This window comes from Methyloparacoccus sp. NF-16 (genome assembly GCF_056880625.1).
In genome coordinates, this window is the sequence record NZ_CP174130.1 from 622,481 (window position 1) to 642,022 (window position 19,542).

Consider the following 19,542-nt stretch of genomic DNA (forward strand, 5'->3'; position numbering starts at 1 on the left):
CTTCAGGCTTTTTTCAGCAGGGCTTCCAGACCGGCGAAGGCCTTGTGGGTTGTGCCGGTGCCGTTGCCGGGGCGATCGTCGCCGTAAAGACCGGCGTTGTTGTAGCGGGAATGCTCGTCGTCATGGCAATACAGGCACAGCAACTCCCAGTTGCTGCCGTCCAGCGGGTTGTCGTCGTGATTGTGGTTGCGGTGGTGGACGGTCAGCTCGTGCAGGTTCTGCTGGTTGAACTCGCGGGTGCAGCGACCGCAGACCCAAGGATACATCTTCAGCGCCCGCTCGCGGTAGCCTTTCTCGCGTTCCTCCTTGTCGCGGCGGGCATTGGCGACGACCTGATCGAGCTTGCTGTGGTTGAGGCCGCCTCGGCGTCGTATGGCCATGGTTTTCTCCTGTCGGCTGGAAGGTTGGGGGGGTGCGACCGGCACCGCGGGGGTCCGGTCGATACGAGCGGCAAAGATAGCCGTGCGGCGCTCAATCGGCCAGTCGTGTGCGTTGCCGCTTGGTGTCGGCGCGCCGTTTCTTGTCGCTCAGGCGCCTTTCCCGGGCGGCGCGGCTGGGCCGCGTCGGCTGGCGGATTTTGCCCGGTTTCGCCGTCGCCCGGATCAGCGAGACCAGCCGCTCCAGCGCGTCGGCGCGATTGCGTTCCTGGCTGCTGTGGGTCTGGGCCTTGATGACGATCGTGCCGTTCCGGGCCAGTCGCCGGTCGCCGAGTTCCAGCAGGGCGCATTTGTACGCCTCGGGCAGGCTGGAGGCCCGGATGTCGAAGCGCAGCTGAACTGCGGTGGCCAGCTTGTTGACGTTCTGCCCGCCCGGACCCTGGGCGCGGACGGCGGTGAACACGATGTCTGTCAGCGGCAGGGCGATGCCGGGCGCGATGCGCAGCACGGTCAATACAGGTAGAGGCGGTAGCCGTCGGCGTTCCGCACCGGTTGCGGGGTCAGCTGGCGCTGGCCCAGCCAGATGCGTTCGGCCGGGCGCAGGCGGCGCAGGGTCAGGCGCTCCCGCCAGCCCGGCGCGGGGGCGGCGACGGGGCCGTCGCGCCATGGTTGCCATTGGCCGAATGCCCGGGTCCAGGCTTCCGCCTGGCGGCAGCGGCGGATATGGATGGGGTCCCAGCCATACCAGTCCGGCGGCGTTTCCACCCAGCCGGTCCGGTAGCGCTGGTGCAGGGCCCGCATGCCGGCATCGAGCCGGGCGATTTCATTCTGCAGGCCGGACCATTCGGCCGGATGGCCGGGAAAGAGCAGGCGCCGAGCCAGTTCGAAGCGCAGCGGCGTCAGTCGGGCCAGGCTGGCCATCGGCAGTGACATCAGCACGCTGTTGCTGCCGCGATGCCGAAGCCGGCGCAGGAGGGTCTCCAGTCCGTCGAGCAGGGTCTCCGCCAATATGCCATAGACCAGGTCGTTGCCCAGGTCAGCGATGACGGCCAGCGGCGGTGTCTGGCCGGATCGTTCCGCCAGGTGCTGCCAGAGTCCGCAGCCGAGGATGCCGGGCAGGGCGCGTCCCGCGAACCGGCTCCAGGAGCCGTAGGCGCGGCCATGTCCCATCGCCACGACGAGGTCCAGTGGTGTTCCGAGCCCGCCGCGCAGCAGATCCGGCAGCTTCGGGAAAGCCCGCACCAGGTTGCTGGCGCCGAGCAGGATGATGGTCCGGCGCGGTGGCTCCGGTGCCGGATTCATGCGGGTTGCCGGGCGGTCATGCCGTGCGTGGGGGCGTCAGCCCGGCATGCGCCAGGCGCTTCGTGCGTGAGTCATGGCAACCGGGCGATCAGGGATGCCGGCCCGTCATGGAGAAGGCGGCCTCTAAGGCCGCCTTGCCTGCCGTTACCCATGCTGGCCGGATCGGCCCGGCATCACTTCTTCATGACGCTTGCGGGATTGACATCGCGCGGCAGGATTGGCGTTTCGGTGCTGATCTTGAGATCGGACAGCAGGTTGAGTTCGTTCTCGATCTGCAGGAACTGGCCGGCGATGGTGGCCGAGGTGGCCTTCTTGATGCGCTCGTAGTACTTGCGGAACAGGTCGTTGCGGTCGTCGCGGATCTTGAGTGAACGGCGCGCCAGGTTGTCGGCGATGTCGTCGTTCATGTTGTCGTAATTGGCGGCGTAGTCGCGGATGATGCTGTAGCGCTCGTCGTAGATTTTCTTGAGCTCGGCCTCGTAGGCGTAGTACTCGCGCCAGAAGCCGTCATGCTCGGACGAGCTCAGGTTCAGGGCCTTCTCGATCAGTGCCACCTTCTTCTCGCGGTACTTGGCACGGTCGGCGTCCAGCGCCTTCATTTCCGGATCGTTGGCGGAAATGGGGGTCAGCGGCTTGGGGGTCATGTTGCAGCCGGCCAGCATGACGGAAGCCAGCAGGGATGCCGACAGGAGGCGGCGAGTGATTCCGGAGCGGTTGTTCATGATGTGTTGTCCTTCTTGTGGGTTGCTCGGCATGGCCTCGGGGCGGCTGCCAGGGTGTCGCGGCCGGGTGTCCCCGGACGGGACCGGTCGCCGCAAGGCGGCATTCTATCCCACGCGATGACTTTTCGGGCTTGACTTCACAGCGGCTTCTGGTCGAAGTGATAGAAGCTCTTGTTGAGGTAGTACAGCACGTCCTCGATCTCCTCGCGGGTCCACGGGTTGCCGGTGTGCGAGGCCCAGTCCCGGATCCGTCCACGCAGGGCATCCAGGGTCTTGAGCTTGCGGTTGCGGGCGTGCATCAGGTCCTCGTGGCAGGACTGGCAGTGGTGGTTGTAGAGCTCTTGGCCACGGGCGAAATTCTGTGCCTGTGCGGCCGGTTGGCCGAGCAGCAGTGCCAGGACGACGCCGGCCGGGATGGCCGGCAGGGCGGCAGGACGTTTGGACATGGTGAGGACTCCTTGCGGTTGTGCCGGGACTTCAGACTATACCAGCAGCCCGCATCCGGAAGCCGGGCCTCAGGGAGTCTCCTTCAGCCCGTACTTGCGCACCCGGTAGCGCAGCGTTTCCCGTGTCGTTCCCAGGGCGCGGGCGGCGCCGGTGACGTTGCCGTGATGGCGATTGAGCGTGGTCTCGATGATGTAGCGGTCCATGTCGTCGAGGTCCATGCTGCCGTCCAGCGGTATGAACAGCCCGTCCGGCGTCGCGCCCGGCATGAAGGGCCCCGAGGGCGTCTGCCGGCTTGGCAGTTGCAGCCACTGGCCGGGAAAGACGGGGCCATCGGCAAACAGGACGCAGCGCTCGACCACGTTGCGCAGCTCGCGCACGTTGCCCGGCCAGTCGTGGGCGCGCAGCTCGGCCCAGACCTTGTCCGCGATGACCCGCACCTGCTTGCCGGCCTTGGCGTTCAGCTCGGCGACGAACAGCGGCACCAGCTCGTCGAGGTCATCCTTGACCTCGCGCAGTGGCGGCAGGTTGAGCCTGAAGACGCTGAGCCGATGGAACAGGTCGCTGCGGAAGGTGCCTTCGCGCACCATTTCCTCCAGGTTGCGGTGGCTGGCGGCCAGCACTTGCACGTCGACCTTGATTTCCCGCTCCGAGCCCAGACGGCGGAACTTGCGGTCCTCGATGGCCTTGAGCAGTTTCGCCTGGAGGTCGAGCGGCATCTCGCCGATCTCGTCCAGGAACAGGGTGCCGCCGTCAGCCTGCTCGATCAGTCCCCGGTGGCGGCCGGTGGCGCCGGTGAAGGCGCCGGCCTCGTGACCGAACAGCTCGGACTCCAGGATTTCCCGCGGCAGGGCGGCGCAGTTGAGTTCGACCAGCGGCTGGGTGCCGCGCTTGCCGCCATGGTGGAGGATGCGCGCGACCAGTCCCTTGCCGGTGCCGGTCTCGCCGGCAATGATGATCGCGCTGAAGGGCACATGCGTCAGCCGCGCCAGCATGTCCCGGACCTCCTGGGCGCGGGCGCTCTTGCCGACGAAGGTTTCCGGCGAGTACTTGCGGTGGCCGATCTCGGCCTGTTCGAGCAAGCGCCGTTGCGCCAGGGCGCTGCGCGCGGCGCTGGCCATGACCAGATCCAGCCGGTCCATTTCGCAGGGCTTTTCGAGGAATTCGTAGGCGCCCAGGCGCAGCGCCCGGACCGACTCGGGCACGCTGCCATAGCCGGTCAGGAACAGCCACTCGCCGTGCGGCAGCCGGCCCTTGTAGGTTTCCATCAGGTCCAGGGCGTTGCCGTCCGGCAGGTTCATGTCGGACAGCACCAGCAGGGGTTCCAGATGCTGTTCCTCCAGCAGCTGGCGCGCCTCGGCCAGGTTGTTGGCCCATTCGACTTCCCAGCCGGCCTTGCTGTAGTGGCGGCTGAGCTCGTTGCCGAGCAGGGGTTCATCCTCGATGATGAGTAGCGTATTGGGCATGGAGTGAAGGCGGTTGGGTGGTGTCGGGGTGGCGGCTGTTCCTCAGTCCGGTACGTCGACGTACAGATTGAGCGAGAGCACGTTGAAGATGCGGTCGTAGACCAGATCGCGGTTGATGTACTGGTTCATGTAGCCGATCTCGGTACGGAAGGCGGTATCGAACTTGTAGCCCACGCCGACGAACACGCGATTCTGGTCGAAGCCGGCCACCGGTCCCCAGTCCACGGTGTTGGCGTTGATGAAGAGTTCGTCCCAGCCCACCAGGGACCAGGACGGGTTCAGGGGATAGGATAACCGCAACATTTCCCGGAAGCGGACGGCGGTGCCGGAGCCGACGTTGACGGTGCGCTGTTCGAGCCGGGAGCGGGACTGGAAGGCGCCGGCCGGCGTCGTGGCGGCATAGGTGTACTGTTCCCAGGCCCGGTTCTCATTGGTGGGCTCGCGGGCCAGGGGCGGTATGGCATAGGCGAAGGCGTAGCCGACATGCAGCGCGTGATGCTCGTCGAAGCGGTAGCCGATGGCGTCGTGGGTAATCACGCTGGAGACCTGATATTCCTGTCCCGAGGGTGGAAACGGCCGCGCCGTCTCGGTCGTTCGCAGGGAGACGTCGCCGTAGTACACCCAGGGCGAATCCTTGGCAAACCGGCCGTTGACGATCACGTTGGTCCAGGTGCCGAACAGCTGTTCGGTCCCTTCGTGGGTGTCGGCAGCCGGCAGCGACTGGCAGGCGAGGAGCAGCGGGGTGATCCGCAGGGCGAGTTGAGGCTGTCTGGTCGGCATGAGGGATGGTGTGTCCGTGAGGCGATGCTGGCCAGATTATATTGATCCGAAATCTTTTGTGGGTCATGACGCTGGCCTCGCCGAGCGCAGCTCGGTCGGGCGTCCCGCGCAGAGCCGCATGTAAACGCCGGAGAGCGAGATGCCGTTGAGCACCAGCGCTACCGTGATCAAGGGGGCCAGCCAGGCGTGCTCGCCGCTGACGTGGTACAGCAGCAGATCCTGGCCGAGAAACGCCGGCGTCAGCGGGAAACCGACCAGTCCGAGGAATGCCAGCAGGAGCAGCAAGGCCAGGCCGGGGCGCCACTCGTCCATGCCGCGGAACTGGAACGGATTGTCGCCGGCGGGATGGCACTGCTCCATGCGCCGGATGACCCACAGGCCGAGCAGCCAGGCGCCCAGGATGCCGCCGAGGAAGATTTCCACGTACCCGCGGGCATCCCCGCCCGCCAGCCAGGTCGCCACCGGCGCCAGCAGGCTGCTGAGTCCGGCCTGGGTCCAGGTGCGCAGCGGTTGCCGTTTGCGGGTGAAGGCCAGCAGCGCCAGACAGCACATGGCGAGGGCGGCAAGCAGGCCCAGGTAGGGGCGGGGGGACAGGTCCAGTGCCGCGAGGGTGAGGATCAGCGCCACCGCGGCCACGATCCCGCCATGGCGGACCCGGCTGCCGAGCCGGCCCAGGCGCAGCCCCAGGGCGCGGAAGGAATCCCACAGCAAGGCGCGTACCCGCATTTCAAGGTTGAACTCCTGCAGGGCGACGACCAGCAGCGTGTTCTGCAGCGCATCCGGCAGCGCTTCACGCAGGCTCAGTGGCAGCGACGCCGCCATCGGGCTGGTGCGCAGATCGAAGGCAACGTCGGTGGCACCGGCTTCCCGCAGCCGGTAGGTCACCACCGAGGGCGATACCAGCAGCTGATAGCAGCGCAGGCAGGCATTGCCGAAGCAGTGGATCAGCGCCAGGGCCTCGAAGCCGAGACCCAGCTCGATGAACATGAGTCCCACCTGGGCGATCGAGGCGTAGGCGATCTGGCCCTTGATGTTGGCCTGCATCTGCTCCGACAGCACCGCCACCAGCACCGTGAGCCCGCCGATGACGACGATCAGCAGGCGGGCGGCCCAGGAGGACGCCCAGATCGGCTGGGTTCGCAACAGCAGGAACACCCCGAGATGGATGGACAGCGCGCCGTAGAACATGGCGCTGGACGGGGTCGGACCTTCCATGGCGCGGGGAATCCAGAAGCAGAAGGGAAACTGCGCCGACTTGCCTGCTGCCGCCAGGATCAGCAGCAGGGAAAGACCCAGCAGCGCCAGCTGGCCGGCCGGCGGCGAGCCGTCGCCCATGGCCGCCGCCAGCTCGCTGAAATGGTTGTGGCCCTTGAGAAGCAGGTCGATCAGCAGGGCCGCCAGCAGCAGCCCGAAATCGCACAGCCGGTAGATGCTGTAGGCGCGCAGGGCGTTGCGGATGGGCTGATAGCGGTGACGGTAGAAGGCGATCAGCAGGAACGAGGAGATGCCGACAATTTCCCAGCCGGCGAACAGCAGGTCGAGCATGCCGGAAAAGATCACCAGCTGGACGCCGAAGATGAAGCCGAAGATGGTGACGAAGAAGCGACGGTAGCCCGGCTCCCGGTGCAGGTAATGGCGGCAATAGCGGACGATGACCGAGAACACCAGCCAGGTGCAGAGCAGGTAGACGGCGCCGATGTGGTCGAAATAGAACAGGATCCTCAGCTGATAGTCGCCTTGGCGGAACAGTGTCAGCCAGGGATATTCGTGACGGGGAAAGCCGAGCCGTGCCCATGTCGCCAGCAGCCCGAGGACGGCCAGCCCCAGCAGGCGCGTGGTCCAGCGGCTGATCCGGGCGATGCGGCTTTCGCGCTGGCCCGCGACCAGCATGAGCAGAATGCCGGCCAGCGGCAGCAGCTGGCAGGCCAGGATCAGCGGATTCATGCGCGTCTCCCGGTCAGCCGGTGGACCGGTATGGTCTCGGTGTGTCCCGCATAGATGTCGCGCGAGTGGCGGGCCGTGGGCGTCCTGAAGTCCTCGGGCAGCCGGACCGCTTCCCAGTCACCGGACCGGTACAGGCGGCTCGCGCGGGTGTCGGGGTCGATCGCCGCCAGCCGGACCCACTCATTGTCCAGCCAGTCGCGCATCGATCCGAGCCGGGCGATGGCGGCATCCAGCAGGCTGGTCATCTGCTCGACAACGATCAGGAGGCGCGCGGGCTCGTGCACCTCGATCATCTGTGCCGGCAGCCCCGTTCGCAGGTCGCCCTCCATGCCGTTGGCGACGCCCAAGAGCCCGACGACGTTGTGCGGCAGCTTGCTGCCGGCTCCGTACATGGCGTTGTCGATGCGCGAGAACAGGTATTCCAGGTTGATGCCGCCGCAGACCGGCATCACGGTTGCCAGGATGCGCGCGAGCGTGGACCCGTCGGTATCCGTCGACGGGTCGTAGGAGTGCAGGAACGCGCGCCGGTCCAGGAACAGTCCCGCCGTCAGGGCGCGCCGTCCGACCACGCAGTACAGGTTGTTCGAGTGGTTCAGCTCCGGTCGCGGCTCGAAGATGGAGCCGGCGCGCGCCCTGACATGGGCGATGGCCGCGGCCTTGCCGAGGGCGCTCGGGGCGAGCTCGAACCAGCGGCAGCGTTCGTGCGCGTTGCGCCGCAGCGCCAGCGCCATGGTGGTCCGGAAGCGCGACAGGGATTCCGGGGCGGGGTCGGGCCAGCTCTGGGTGTCGAGGTAGCTGATCCGGTCGCGGCTGGTGTCGTGCAGGGCTGCCACGAACAGGGTGGCGGGCGGGATGTCGATGCCGCGGGCGCGCAGCAGGCTGCGCACCTTTGCATCGTTGGCCATGCCGGCGAAGGCGCGCGCATTGGGTGCGCCGGGCTTGCCCGCGCAGGCGCCGCAATCGTAGGCGGCGAAGTGCGGGTTGTTGGTGCTGCTGGAACCGTGCGCGACCACGACCACCAGCGGCGCGAATGCCTTTATCAGGCCGATACTGCGCAGCAGGCTTTCGAGCCGATCGGCCATTTCCGCATGCGAGAACCCCAGCAGGCGACCGTCCGCCGACGGTTGGTCGGTCTCGCGGACGAGATGCAGGCGACTGTGGGATTCCACCGTGCCGAGCTTTCCCAGACGGAGCAGTTCGGCGCCCGGGCGGAACACGTCCCAGGCCATCTTGGCCGCGTAGCCGAGACCTCCTGTCTGGGTCAGCAGCCAGCCGCGCAGCCAGGACTGCCGCCGCAGGGGTTGCAGGCGGGGGCGGGACCTTGCCGGCACTGCGCCAGTGCCGGACTCGACCACCAGATGGCCGGGCTTGACAGATGCGGGACATTGCGAGACCGGGTAGATGTCGTCGCTACCCTTGTAGAAGAAATCGATGCCGAAATAGCCGGCAACACCGAACGTCTCGATGTCCGGGTCGATTTCCTCCAGGTGGCGCCGCAGCGAGCATTCCCGGTCGTCGAGGCAGAACAGCGCCTGGACCTGTGGATGCCGCTGCCGGTCCGGGTCGGCGGGTGTTTGGCCCAGGGCCTGGAGCAGCTCGGCATGCAGCGAAAATTCCATCGCCTCGTGCCAGACCCGCAGCGTGCGGGGAACCTTTGCCTCGCTCAGCACCGTCGCGAAGGAATCCGACTGCTCGATGCCGGGCGTTGCCGAAACGGAGCGGAACTGGCGGCCGCGCCTGAGATTCAGGATCGCCAGTTCCATCGCCAGTTCGACCGCCAGGTATTCCTTGAGACTGATGGCGCGGCGTGACAGCAGGCTGTCCGGGTACCGCTCGATGACGCGCACCATGCCCGACCAGCCGGGATGGGCCAGTGCTATCTCGAGAAGGTAGCCGCCGTAGAGGCTTTCGTCGCCGACGATGCGTTCCAGGCAATGCAGCAGTGCCTCGTCGACCGGCAGGCGGATCACCGACCGCGCTTCCGGCTCGGCGAACGGATACAGCGGAATGAAGCTGTCCTCGACCAGGCGCCAGATGCAAGGCCACAGCGATTCGCCCGGGCGGGCCACGGTCCAGCGGCTGACGCCCTGGTCGAGGAAATTGGCCGTCAACCGGAACAGCAGGGGATGCACCTGGGCATCGAGGTTGACTTCGAGGCGGGTCAGCCAGGTTTTGCGCATGCCATGCAGCGCCAGCGAGGGCGGCGGATAGTGGGCTTCCGGATCGGCAGCGAACAGCGATGCCCGCAGTGCCATGCGCCGGTCGGGGTCGGGTTCGTTCCGCGCGACCGCCCAATCGATGGCGAACTCATGGATGCGCCCGCGCCGATGACGGGCCTGGTAGTCGCTCAGGGGCAGGTAGCTGCGCGCCCCGTAAACCTGCGCTGCCAGAGCGACGGCCTCGTGGAATGGACGGTTCTGCAGCACATGCAGGGGATTGTGATGAATGAAGTCCTTCAGCGGGCTCTGGGTGGGCAGCCAGCGGGCGATGCCGTCGATGGCGTCATCCAGCCGGAAGCGGATACCGGTCGCCGGTCCGTTGTCAGCGACGCTGGCGGTGGGGACTCCAGGCGCGCCGGCTGGGTTCCGGTTGGCGGGTCGACTGGTCGCGAGTGCATGGCGGGTCATGGTGAGGATGTTCTCGGAGCCGGTAATGCCGAGCTCCATGCGATTTGCGTGCCATCCTCCGGTGTGCGGTCAAGTCCTTGACATGGCTCGGGCGACGCGGAGTCGTATTGTGTCGATGCGATTCGGCAAGGGGGCAAAAGAACCACCAGGCAGCGTGCTGCCGGCCCGGGAGCGTGGCGTTGCGGGTGCTGTGACGGGAGGGGTGGAGTCAGCCGATAAGCCGGGTTCTGTCGTGGGCAGCCATTCATCTGGGACGCCGCTCGCGCGGCGCCTCTAGCGACCTACCCGGGAGCCGTGCGGACCACACGTCCGGGGTCGAGCCCCGATGCCCCCCTATTTGGTCTTGCTTCGGACGGGGTTTACCCTGCCACTTCCGTTGCCGGAAGCGCGGTGCGCTCTTACCGCACCATTTCACCCTTACCCCACTGGCGGTTGCCAGACGGGCGGTATCTTTTCTGTGGCACTTTCCGTGGGCTCGCGCCCCCCAGGCGTTACCTGGCGTCCTGTCCTCCGAAGCCCGGACTTTCCTCCCCCCCGGCGCATGCGCCGGGAGAGTGGCTGCCTGGCCGACTCCTGGCCGCAGTCTAGGGAACTTGCCGGTGTTTGGCCAGCCCGGGCGCGGCTGGCTTGCCGCGGAGAGACGGGATCGTGCCTGCTGTGTATGATTGGTTTCGCGGCGAATCCATCTGCTGGCAATGGCGGCAGTGCCCGGTTGATGCCCGCGTCAGGGCGATGCCATCGCCGGGGTCTGTCGGGTGTCGTGGGGCGGCTTGCGTTTCATTGAGCTTGCCGGGTGTTTGTGATTTAATTTCGGCGTTTTAGCCGTTGTTCGCGGGTTCTTGCGCCAGTCGATGCGTGGGCGGGTTCCGGTGGGGCATTTGTGCCGTCAGCACGGGTGCCGCCTGGCCAGGCAATGGAGCCAAACTTCAAGAAATTCAACGTTTCAGTCGCGGCCTTTCCTCATTCCTGGCGGCGATTGTTGTGCCTATAGTTTTTGCGTTCTATTGGGCTTGCCTATGCAAATCAACACGAAAAAAGGTCTGGACTTGCCCATTGCGGGCGAGCCGGAACAGGTCATCTACGGCAACGGCGGTGCCGTTAGGTCGGTTGCCCTGCTTGGGCCTGACTACGTCGGGCTGAAACCGTCCATGAAAGTGGCCGAGGGCGACAAGGTAAAGCTGGGTGATGTGCTGTTCGCGGACAAGCAGTACCCGGAGGTTGTCTATACCGCCCCGGGTGCCGGCGTGGTCAAGGCCATCAACCGCGGCGAGCGGCGGGCGCTCAATTCGGTCGTCATCGAGCTGAGCGGCAACGACGCCGTGAAGTTCAAGGCCTATGCCGCCGCCAAGCTGGCGACCCTGACCGGTGAGCAGATCCGCGAGAACCTTCTGGCATCGGGCTTGTGGACCACGCTGCGTACCCGTCCCTACAGCCGGGTGCCGAATCCCGCCTCGACGCCGCATTCCCTGTTTGTGACGGCCATCGACACCAGCCCGCTCGCGGCCAGGCCGGAAGTCGTCATCGCCGAGCGCTCCGCCGACTTCCAGAATGGCCTGATGGTCATCGCCAAGCTGACCGAGGGGCGCGTTTTTCTGTGCAAGTCTCCGGGCGCGGACATCGCGGTGCCGGAACTGGCGTCGTTGCAGGTCGTCGAGTTCGAGGGCCCGCATCCCGCCGGTCTGGTCGGTACGCATATCCACTACCTGGATCCGGTGGGGCCGAACAAGACCGTCTGGCATCTGGATTATCAGTCCGTGATGGCGATCGGCAGCCTGTTCACGACGGGCAGGCTGAACGTCGAGCGTGTCGTTTCCCTGGCAGGCTCCATGGTTAGCCACCCGCGGCTGCTCAAGACCCGGGCTGGCGCCTGCCTGTCCGATCTGGTCCGCGGGCAGCTCAAGGACGGGGACACGCCGCGCGTCATTTCCGGTTCCGTGCTGCATGGCCGCCAGGCGGAAGGCTGGTCCGATTATCTAGGGCGCTTCCACAATCAGGTCTCGGTGATTGCCGAGAATCATGATCGCGAGTTCATGGGCTGGGTGGCGCCGACCGGCAACAAGTACTCGTTCCTGAATGTGCTGCTGACCAGTCTGCCGAAAATGCGCGGCCGCAAGTTCAGCTTCAATACGAACAAGTACGGTAGTCCCCGTGCCATCGTGCCGGTGGGTGTGTTCGAGGACGTCGTGCCGCTGGATATCCTGCCGACCCAGCTGCTGCGCTACCTCATCGTTGGCGACACCGACATGGCGCAGGCACTGGGCGCGCTGGAACTGGACGAGGAGGATCTGTCCCTGTGTACGTTCGTGGATCCCGGCAAGCATGACTTTGGACCGGTCCTGCGCAAGAACCTGACCCAAATTGAGAAGGAGGGCTAATGGCCAGTACCCGCGAATTCCTGGATAAGCTCCATCCTCACTTCGTGAAGGGTGGACGCTTCGAAAAGCTTTATCCCGTCTACGAGATGGTGGACACGTTCCTGTACAGTCCACCCGATGTGACGGCCGGCGCCACTCATGTCCGCGACGCCATCGACCTCAAGCGGGTCATGACCTATGTCTGGATCGCCGCCCTGCCATGCATGCTGATGGCGCTGTTCAATACCGGTTATCAGGCCAATGCCGCCATGCAGGCGCTGGGGCTTGGCGAAGTGCCCGGCTGGCGCGGCGTGGTCGTCAATCTGTTCGGTCACAATCCCTACAACCCCCTGTCCGATCTGGTCCACGGGGCCATGTACTTCCTGCCGGTCTACATCGTGACGCTGGTGGCGGGCGGTATCTGGGAGGTGCTGTTTGCCGTCGTGCGCAAGCACGATGTCAACGAGGGCTTCTTCGTGTCCTCAATACTCTACGCGCTGACCTTGCCCCCGAGCACTCCCCTGTGGCAGGTGGCGTTGGGTATTTCCTTTGGCGTGGTGATCGGCAAGGAGGTGTTCGGCGGAACCGGCAAGAACTTCCTCAACCCGGCCCTGACCGGCCGCGCGTTCCTGTATTTTGCATATCCCGCCTCGATGTCCGGTGATGCGGTATGGACGGCGGTCGACGGTTTCACCGGCGCCACGGCCTTGGGTCACGCCGCCATGGGGGGCATTCAGGCCATCCGTGACGCGGGCATTTCCTGGTGGTCCACCTTCCTGGGCTTCGAGCAGGGCTCGATGGGCGAGACCTCCACCCTGGCCTGCCTGATCGGTGCCGTATTCCTCATCTATACCCGCATTGCCAACTGGCGCATCATGGCCGGCGTGATGATCGGCATGATCGCCACTTCGACCCTGTTCAATATCATCGGCAGTTCGTCCGACGCGATGTTCGCGATGCCGTGGTACTGGCACCTGACCTTGGGCGGTTTCGCTTTCGGTACCGTGTACATGGCCACCGATCCGGTCAGCGCAGCCCATACCAATACCGGTCGCTGGATATTCGGGGCGCTGATTGGTTTCATGACCGTACTGATCCGGGTCGTCAACCCGGCTTTCCCCGAAGGCATCATGCTGGCGATCCTGTTCGCCAACATCTTCGCGCCGCTGATCGATTATGCCGTCATCAAGATCAACATAGCCAGGAGGGTAAAGCGCTATGCCTGAGACCGTGAATAGCACTCCCGAAGCCGTGGGCTTCAAGCAGAAACTCACCGGTTATGTCGAGACCGTCCAGGTCTACGCCCAGCCCTATCTGGAACTGCCGAACGACAGTTTCAAGAAAACCGTGGCGGTGGCCCTGGCCCTTTGCCTGGTCGGTGCCGTGGTGGTATCGGGTTCGGCCGTGATCCTGCGGCCCCTGCAGGAGTGGAACAAGTCCAAGGACGAAAAAGTCAACATCCTCGAAGTCGCCGAGCTGTACCAGAAGGGCATGGATGTCGACGCGGCGTTCAAGAACATCGAGACCCGCATCGTCGATCTGGCGACCGGTGAGTACGTCGACAACATCGACGCGAGCACCTATGACCAGTGGAAGGCGGCCAAGGAACCCGCCAGTAGCGAGGCCATTCCTGCGGACAAGGATATCGCCAGCATCAAGCGCAAGCCGAAATATGCCAAGGTCTACCTGGTCAAGGAGGGCAACAAGCTCAAGTCGGTCATCCTGCCGGTCAACGGCTACGGCTTGTGGTCGACCATGTACGGTTTCATGGCGCTCGAGGCCGATGGCCAGACCGTGGTCGGGATGAACCTCTACGATCAGGCGGAAACCCCCGGTCTTGGCGGCGAGGTCGTCAACCCGAAATGGAAGGCTCTCTGGAAAGGCAAGAAGGTTTACAACTTTTCGGGCAAGGAGGTTCACGAGAGCAACCTGAGCGAGAAGGGGCAAACCATCGAGATCGGCGAAGTGGCCCTGGGTCTGGTCAAGGGCTCGGTCGATTCTGCCAAGCCGGGTTCGGAATACCAGGTGGATGCACTGGCCGGAGCCACGCTCACCAGTCGCGGTGTCAGCAATCTGGTCCAGTACTGGATGGGCAAGGACGGTTACGGCCTGTATCTGGCCAAGCTTAGATCCGCAAGAGGTTGAAACTATGGAACTCACCGAAGAAAACAAGAAGGTTCTCGTCGAGCCGCTGGTCGACAACAATCCCATCACGCTGCAGGTGCTGGGTATCTGTTCGGCTCTGGCGGTAACGTCCCAGCTGTCCACGGCGCTGATCATGAGCTTGGCGCTGACCTCGGTGACGGCCTGCTCCAGTGCGGGCATCGCCTTCATTCGCAATCATGTCCCCAGCAGCATCCGCATCATCGCGCAGATGGTGATCATCGCCTCGCTGGTGATCGTGGTCGACCAGCTGCTGAAGGCATTCGCCTATGAAATCAGCAAGCAGCTGTCGGTGTTCGTCGGGCTGATAATTACCAACTGCATCGTGATGGGGCGCGCCGAAGCCTACGCGATGAAAAATCCGCCGTGGGAAAGCTTCCTCGACGGCATCGGCAATGGTCTGGGTTACAGCCTGATCCTGATCACCGTCGCCACCATTCGCGAGCTGTTCGGTTCCGGCAAGCTGCTCGGCATCGATGTGCTCCCGCTGGTCAAGGATGGCGGCTGGTACGTGCCGAACGGTCTCTTGTTGCTGCCGCCCAGCGCCTTCTTCCTCATCGGCCTGATCATCTGGGCGGTGAGAACCTGGAAGCCCAAGCAGGTCGAAAAGGCCGATTTCGCCATCCAGCCGGCACATGGCATCGCACACGGGGAGGCTCACTGAGATGGAAGTCTATATCAATCTGTTCATCAAGTCGGTCTTCATCGAGAACATGGCGCTGTCCTTCTTCCTGGGGATGTGCACCTTCATCGCCGTTTCCAAGAAGATCGAAACCGCCGTGGGCCTCGGTATTGCCGTGGTCATCGTGCAGACCTTGACCGTACCCGCGAACAACCTGATCTACTCGTACCTGCTGAAGGAGAATGCCCTCAGCTGGGCCGGCATCCAGGGTGTGGATCTCAGCTTCATTGCGCTGATGGCCTGTATCGGCGTGATCGCCGCCATCGTGCAGATCCTGGAAATGGTGCTGGACCGGTTCTTCCCGGCGCTCTACAACGCCCTCGGCATCTTCCTGCCGCTGATCACGGTGAACTGCGCCATTCTCGCCGGTTCGCTGTTCATGATCGAGCGCGACTACAACTTCAAGGAAAGCGTGGTCTACGGCGTCGGCAGTGGCTTCGGCTGGGCGCTGGCCATCACTGCCATGGCCGGTGTGCGTGAAAAGCTGAAGTACAGCGATGTGCCCCCGGGTCTTCGCGGTCTCGGCATCACCTTTATCACGGCCGGGCTGATGGCGCTGGGTTTCATGGCGTTCTCCGGCATACAACTCTAAGGAGCAGGGTAAGAAACCATGTTGGAAATCATCCTGGGTGTACTGTTCTTCACCTTCATCGTTGTTGCGCTGGTGTTCGTCATCCTGGGCGCCAAGTCCAAGCTGGTCGCCGAAGGCAATGTCGACATCCTGATCAACGACGAAAAGACCATCCATGTGCCGATAGGCTCCAAGCTCCTGACCGCACTGGCTGACAACAACCTGTTCGTTTCCTCGGCCTGTGGCGGTGGCGGAACCTGTGCCCAGTGCCGGGTAAAGGTACACGAGGGCGGTGGCGATATCCTGCCGACCGAGCTTTCCCACATCACCAAGCGCGAGGCGGCGGCGGGCGATCGTCTGGCCTGTCAGGTCACTGTCAAGCAGGACATGAAGATCCATGTCCATGACGAGGTCTTTGGCGTCAAGAAATGGGTGACCACGGTACGCTCCAACCATAACGTCGCAACCTTCATCAAGGAGCTGGTGCTGGAACTGCCCAAGGGTGAGAAGGTCGATTTCCGCGCCGGGGGCTACATCCAGATCGAATGTCCGCCTTACCAGGCCAGGTTCACGGATTTCGATATCGAGGAAAAATTCCGTGATGATTGGGACAAGTACAACATCTGGCAGTACGAGTCCGTGGTCAAGGAACCGGCCATCCGCGCCTACTCCATGGCCAACTACCCGGAGGAGAGCGACATCATCATGCTCAACGTGCGTATCGCCACACCGCCTCCCGGGGCCAAGGGCATATCGCCGGGCGTGATGTCGTCCTACATCTTCAATCTGAAGCCGGGCGACAAGGTGGTCATCTCAGGTCCCTTCGGCGAGTTCTTCGCCCGCGAGACCAATAACGAGATGGTCTTCATCGGCGGTGGCGCGGGCATGGCGCCGATGCGCTCGCATATCTTCGACCAGCTGCGTCGCATCAAGACCAAGCGGAAGATGACCTTCTGGTATGGGGCAAGAAGTCTCCGGGAAATGTTCTATGTGGACGACTTCAACATGCTGCAGCGGGAGAATCCCAACTTCGAGTGGCATATCGCCTTGTCCGAGCCGAAACCCGAGGACAACTGGACGGGCTACACCGGGTTCATACACAACGTTCTCTACGAGAACTATCTGAAGAACCACCCCGCCCCCGAGGATTGCGAGTACTACATGTGCGGACCGCCCATGATGAATGCGGCCGTCATCAAAATGCTGCTGGACATCGGTGTCGAGCGCGAGAACATCATGCTCGACGATTTCGGCGGCTGACAGGCGGGACTATCGAGAATCAAGCGGAGACACCGGTCTCCGCTTTTTTTTTCGTGAGAAAAGAGTAAAGTCGCACGGACCATCCGTGCCTGGAATCGGTCGTCGACCGCAGAAGAACAGGAGGCAACCATGACCTTATTTATGACCACATTTCTCATCATCGGTGTCGTCATCGCGCTGATGTCCGTCGGCGTGATGTTCGGGCGCGGGGCCATCAAGGGCAGCTGTGGCGGCGTCAACAATGGCGGCGAGTGCATCTGTACCCAGAAGTGCGAGAAACGCCGCAAGCTCGAGGCGATGGCGCAGAATCAATAAGTCGATAACAAGGGCGGGCTGTCCGTCCGCTGGGTCCATGAACAAGGGGGTTCAACCATGCTGGCAAAATTGACCGTGCGCGAATACATGACCCGTAACCCGCTGGTTTTCCAGTCGGATACGGATGTCTTCGGCGCCATCAAGGAACTGATCGCACACAAGATTACCGGGGCCCCGGTGGTGGGTGGTGGCGGCAGGCTGCTGGGACTGTTCTCGGAACTGGATTGCATGAAGGCCGTTGCCAACGCTTCCTATTTCGAGGAGCTACCGGGCAAGGTCGGCGACATGATGACCACCGATGTCCGCAGCGTGGACGCCAACACCAGTATCGTCGAGCTGGCCGAGGTGTTCGCCAACTCGAACTTGCGCCAGTTGCCGGTCATGGAAGATGGCAAGCTGGTCGGTGTGATCAGCCGGGTCGATATTCTGAGAGCGCTGGTCACCAACTGGTGATCCGGTTGCCGCGCTGTTGGTGATCGCGTCCGAAGGCAATGGACGGCAGTCAGGGCGAAACCTTTTATTGGTACGACTACGAGACCTTCGGCGCCGATCCCGCCCGCGACAGGGCGGTCCAGTTTGCCGGGCTGCGCACGGACAGCCGGCTCGATTCGATCGCCGAGCCAACCGTTCTGCACTGCCGGCTAAGTCCCGATAGCCTTCCCCAGCCCGATGCCTGCCTGATCACCGGCATCACGCCGTTGCAGGTTCGCGAGCGCGGCCTGTGCGAGGCGGATTTCATGCGCGCGATCAACGCGGCGTTCTCCGTTCCCGGGACCTGCGTGGTCGGTTACAACAACATCCGCTTCGACGACGAAGTCACCCGGTACGCGTTGTATCGCAATCTGATGGATCCCTATGCCAGGGAATGGCGCAATGGCAACTCGCGCTGGGATCTGATCGATGTGGTGCGCATGGCTTATGCGCTCAGGCCGGAGGGCATGGTCTGGCCCAGGGACGAGGAGGGCCGGGTCAGTTTCAAGCTGGAACGGCTGACGGAAGCGAACGGTCTTGCCCATGATGCCGCCCATGACGCACTCAGCGACGTACAGGCGACCATCGCGCTGGCTCGGCTGCTGCGCGACCGGCAACCCCGGCTGTTCGACTTTCTGCTGAAGCATCGCGCCAAGGCCCAGGCGGCCAGGCTGCTGGCGTTGGGCGAGCAGCGACCGCTGGTTCACGTTTCCTCCCGTTTTCCGGTCGAGCGTGGCTGTTGCGCCATAGTCGTGGCTCTGGCCCGTGATCCGGCAAACAGCAACGGCATCGTCTGCTACGACCTCACGGTTGATCCCGAGCCCCTGTTGACGCTCGAGCCCGAGATTCTGCGCCAGCGTCTCTTCACGCCGCGGGCGTTGCTTCCGGAGGGGGTGGAACGGCTGCCCCTGAAGACCGTGCATCTCAACAAATCCCCGGCGTTAGCGCCCCTGCAGGTTGTCCGGCCGGAAGATGCGGAGCGCCTGGGCCTCGATCTGGATACCTGCTGGCGACATCTGGCAAGGTTGCGGGGCGCCCCGGGTCTGGCTCCCAAGATCCAGGCGATCGTCGCGGGCGATGCCAGGCCGCCACAGGATGACGATCCCGATCTGATGCTTTACCGGGGCTTCATCCCCGATTCGGATCGGCGCGAACTGGAGCGATTGACCCAGCTGTCTGGCGAGCGGCTGGCCCGCGAAGCGACATCGTTCCAGGATCCCCGCCTGCCGGAGCTTCTGTTTCGCTACCGCGGCCGAAACTTTCCCGAAAGCCTGGATTCCGCCGAGCAACGGATATGGGCGGACTTCTGCCGGGCCCGACTCACGGGCGAGATCCCCGGCAACAGCCTGACGCTGGAGCAGTTCGACCGGCGGCTGCGCGAACTGGAGCAGACGCCGCTCTCCGATTCGCAGCGTCGGGTGGTCCAGGAACTGGAGACATATCGCCAAACCCTTCCCCTGTAACCCCGGTGGCTGTTTTGCCGTATACTTCGGGCCGTTTTTTTACCTCGTATCTGGGAGAACTCCATGAAGAAATTCCTGCCCCTGTTCGCGGCATCCTCCTTGTTCTGGGTCGGTCTGGCCGATGCGCATGGCCCCACGCGCGAGAAGCTCAGCGAGGCGGTCGAGGTTGCCGCATCACCCGATGTCGTCTGGGCTCTGGTGGGAGACTTCGCGCACCCCGAAAAATGGATGCCGGCCGTCGAGAGCACCACGGCTCAGGGCGGTAACGAGAAGGGAGCGACCCGCGAGCTGAAGCTCAAGCCGAGCGGTGGCGTGATCAAGGAGGAGTTGAAGAATTACGATGCCGATAAGAAGGTGGTCCAGTACAAGATCATCGATCCCACCGACCCGGCCGTGCTGCCCGTGAACAATTACTCGGCCAAGATTTCGGTTGAGGCCAGCGGGTCAGGCACCAAGGTGGAATGGGATGCCGCCTTCTACCGCTGGTTCCTGAACAACAATCCGCCGGAAGGCCAGAACGAGGCGGCGGCCAAGGCTGCCATCGAAAAGGTCGTCAAGGAGTCGCTGGCCAACCTCAAGGCGGTTGCCGAGAAACACTGAA

19 protein-coding genes and 1 other RNA gene are annotated in these 19,542 nt (G+C 63.9%); 10 read left to right on the plus strand and 10 right to left on the minus strand.

Annotation, left to right across the window (positions count from 1 at the left end; translation table 11 throughout):
• Positions 1-2: 2 nt before the first annotated feature.
• The 10 genes from ACH5N8_RS02955 to rnpB form a co-directional block, all read right to left on the minus strand.
• Positions 3-380, minus strand: coding sequence for a YajD family HNH nuclease (locus tag ACH5N8_RS02955; protein ID WP_483282443.1), 378 nt, complete (start codon positions 378-380; stop codon positions 3-5).
• 91 nt (positions 381-471) lie between these two features.
• Positions 472-885: an alternative ribosome rescue aminoacyl-tRNA hydrolase ArfB gene (gene arfB, locus ACH5N8_RS02960; RefSeq protein WP_483282444.1), complete on the minus strand. Its 414-nt coding sequence runs from the start codon at positions 883-885 to the stop codon at positions 472-474.
• 2 nt (positions 886-887) lie between these two features.
• Positions 888-1,679 (minus strand): hypothetical protein, encoded by a 792-nt coding sequence (locus ACH5N8_RS02965; protein ID WP_483282445.1) that lies wholly within the window; start codon positions 1,677-1,679, stop codon positions 888-890.
• Between the two features lie 173 nt (positions 1,680-1,852).
• Positions 1,853-2,401, minus strand: a complete 549-nt coding sequence (locus tag ACH5N8_RS02970) for a hypothetical protein (RefSeq protein WP_460028276.1) — start codon at positions 2,399-2,401, stop codon at positions 1,853-1,855.
• A gap of 137 nt (positions 2,402-2,538) precedes the next feature.
• Positions 2,539-2,847: a c-type cytochrome gene (locus ACH5N8_RS02975; protein ID WP_460028275.1), complete on the minus strand. Its 309-nt coding sequence runs from the start codon at positions 2,845-2,847 to the stop codon at positions 2,539-2,541.
• Positions 2,848-2,916: 69 nt separating this feature from the next.
• A complete protein-coding gene (locus tag ACH5N8_RS02980; RefSeq protein WP_483282446.1) occupies positions 2,917-4,311 on the minus strand; it encodes a sigma-54-dependent transcriptional regulator in 1,395 nt (464 codons plus the stop codon).
• 42 nt (positions 4,312-4,353) lie between these two features.
• Positions 4,354-5,091 (minus strand): DUF2490 domain-containing protein, encoded by a 738-nt coding sequence (locus ACH5N8_RS02985; RefSeq protein ID WP_483282447.1) that lies wholly within the window; start codon positions 5,089-5,091, stop codon positions 4,354-4,356.
• 63 nt (positions 5,092-5,154) lie between these two features.
• Positions 5,155-7,035 carry a proton-conducting transporter transmembrane domain-containing protein gene (locus ACH5N8_RS02990; protein WP_483282448.1) on the minus strand — a complete coding sequence of 627 codons (1,881 nt, stop codon included), beginning with the start codon at positions 7,033-7,035 and terminating at the stop codon, positions 5,155-5,157.
• Positions 7,032-9,701 (minus strand): YbcC family protein, encoded by a 2,670-nt coding sequence (locus ACH5N8_RS02995; protein ID WP_483282449.1) that lies wholly within the window; start codon positions 9,699-9,701, stop codon positions 7,032-7,034. Before ACH5N8_RS02995 ends, ACH5N8_RS02990 begins: the two co-directional genes overlap by 4 nt.
• 161 nt (positions 9,702-9,862) lie before the next feature.
• Positions 9,863-10,236, minus strand: an RNA gene (rnpB, locus tag ACH5N8_RS03000) — RNase P RNA component class A.
• A 442-nt stretch (positions 10,237-10,678) separates the two neighbouring features.
• Between rnpB and ACH5N8_RS03005 the strand changes: the two genes are divergently transcribed.
• The 10 genes from ACH5N8_RS03005 (at position 10,679) to ACH5N8_RS03050 (ending at position 19,541) form a co-directional block, all read left to right on the plus strand.
• On the plus strand, positions 10,679-12,037 hold the full coding sequence (locus ACH5N8_RS03005; RefSeq protein ID WP_483282450.1) for a Na(+)-translocating NADH-quinone reductase subunit A: 1,359 nt from the start codon (positions 10,679-10,681) through the stop codon (positions 12,035-12,037).
• On the plus strand, positions 12,037-13,242 hold the full coding sequence (locus ACH5N8_RS03010) for an NADH:ubiquinone reductase (Na(+)-transporting) subunit B (RefSeq protein WP_483282451.1): 1,206 nt from the start codon (positions 12,037-12,039) through the stop codon (positions 13,240-13,242). The genes ACH5N8_RS03005 and ACH5N8_RS03010 overlap by 1 nt, the downstream gene beginning before the upstream one ends.
• Positions 13,243-13,246: 4 nt before the next feature.
• On the plus strand, positions 13,247-14,161 hold the full coding sequence (locus ACH5N8_RS03015; RefSeq protein ID WP_483282452.1) for a Na(+)-translocating NADH-quinone reductase subunit C: 915 nt from the start codon (positions 13,247-13,249) through the stop codon (positions 14,159-14,161).
• Positions 14,162-14,165: 4 nt separating this feature from the next.
• Positions 14,166-14,843, plus strand: a complete 678-nt coding sequence (locus ACH5N8_RS03020; protein WP_460028267.1) for an NADH:ubiquinone reductase (Na(+)-transporting) subunit D — start codon at positions 14,166-14,168, stop codon at positions 14,841-14,843.
• 1 nt (position 14,844) lies between these two features.
• Positions 14,845-15,453: an NADH:ubiquinone reductase (Na(+)-transporting) subunit E gene (gene nqrE, locus ACH5N8_RS03025; protein WP_483282453.1), complete on the plus strand. Its 609-nt coding sequence runs from the start codon at positions 14,845-14,847 to the stop codon at positions 15,451-15,453.
• Positions 15,454-15,471: 18 nt separating this feature from the next.
• Positions 15,472-16,692, plus strand: a complete 1,221-nt coding sequence (gene nqrF / locus ACH5N8_RS03030; RefSeq protein ID WP_460028265.1) for an NADH:ubiquinone reductase (Na(+)-transporting) subunit F — start codon at positions 15,472-15,474, stop codon at positions 16,690-16,692.
• A 129-nt stretch (positions 16,693-16,821) separates the two neighbouring features.
• The gene (nqrM, locus tag ACH5N8_RS03035; protein WP_483282454.1) at positions 16,822-17,007 is read left to right on the plus strand and encodes a (Na+)-NQR maturation NqrM; all 186 of its coding nucleotides are present in this window, start codon (positions 16,822-16,824) and stop codon (positions 17,005-17,007) included.
• Positions 17,008-17,064: 57 nt separating this feature from the next.
• A complete protein-coding gene (locus ACH5N8_RS03040) occupies positions 17,065-17,460 on the plus strand; it encodes a CBS domain-containing protein (protein WP_460028263.1) in 396 nt (131 codons plus the stop codon).
• Between the two features lie 38 nt (positions 17,461-17,498).
• Positions 17,499-18,941: an exodeoxyribonuclease I gene (gene sbcB, locus ACH5N8_RS03045; RefSeq protein WP_483282455.1), complete on the plus strand. Its 1,443-nt coding sequence runs from the start codon at positions 17,499-17,501 to the stop codon at positions 18,939-18,941.
• A 63-nt stretch (positions 18,942-19,004) separates the two neighbouring features.
• Positions 19,005-19,541, plus strand: coding sequence for an SRPBCC family protein (locus ACH5N8_RS03050; protein WP_460028261.1), 537 nt, complete (start codon positions 19,005-19,007; stop codon positions 19,539-19,541).
• Position 19,542: the final 1 nt, after the last annotated feature.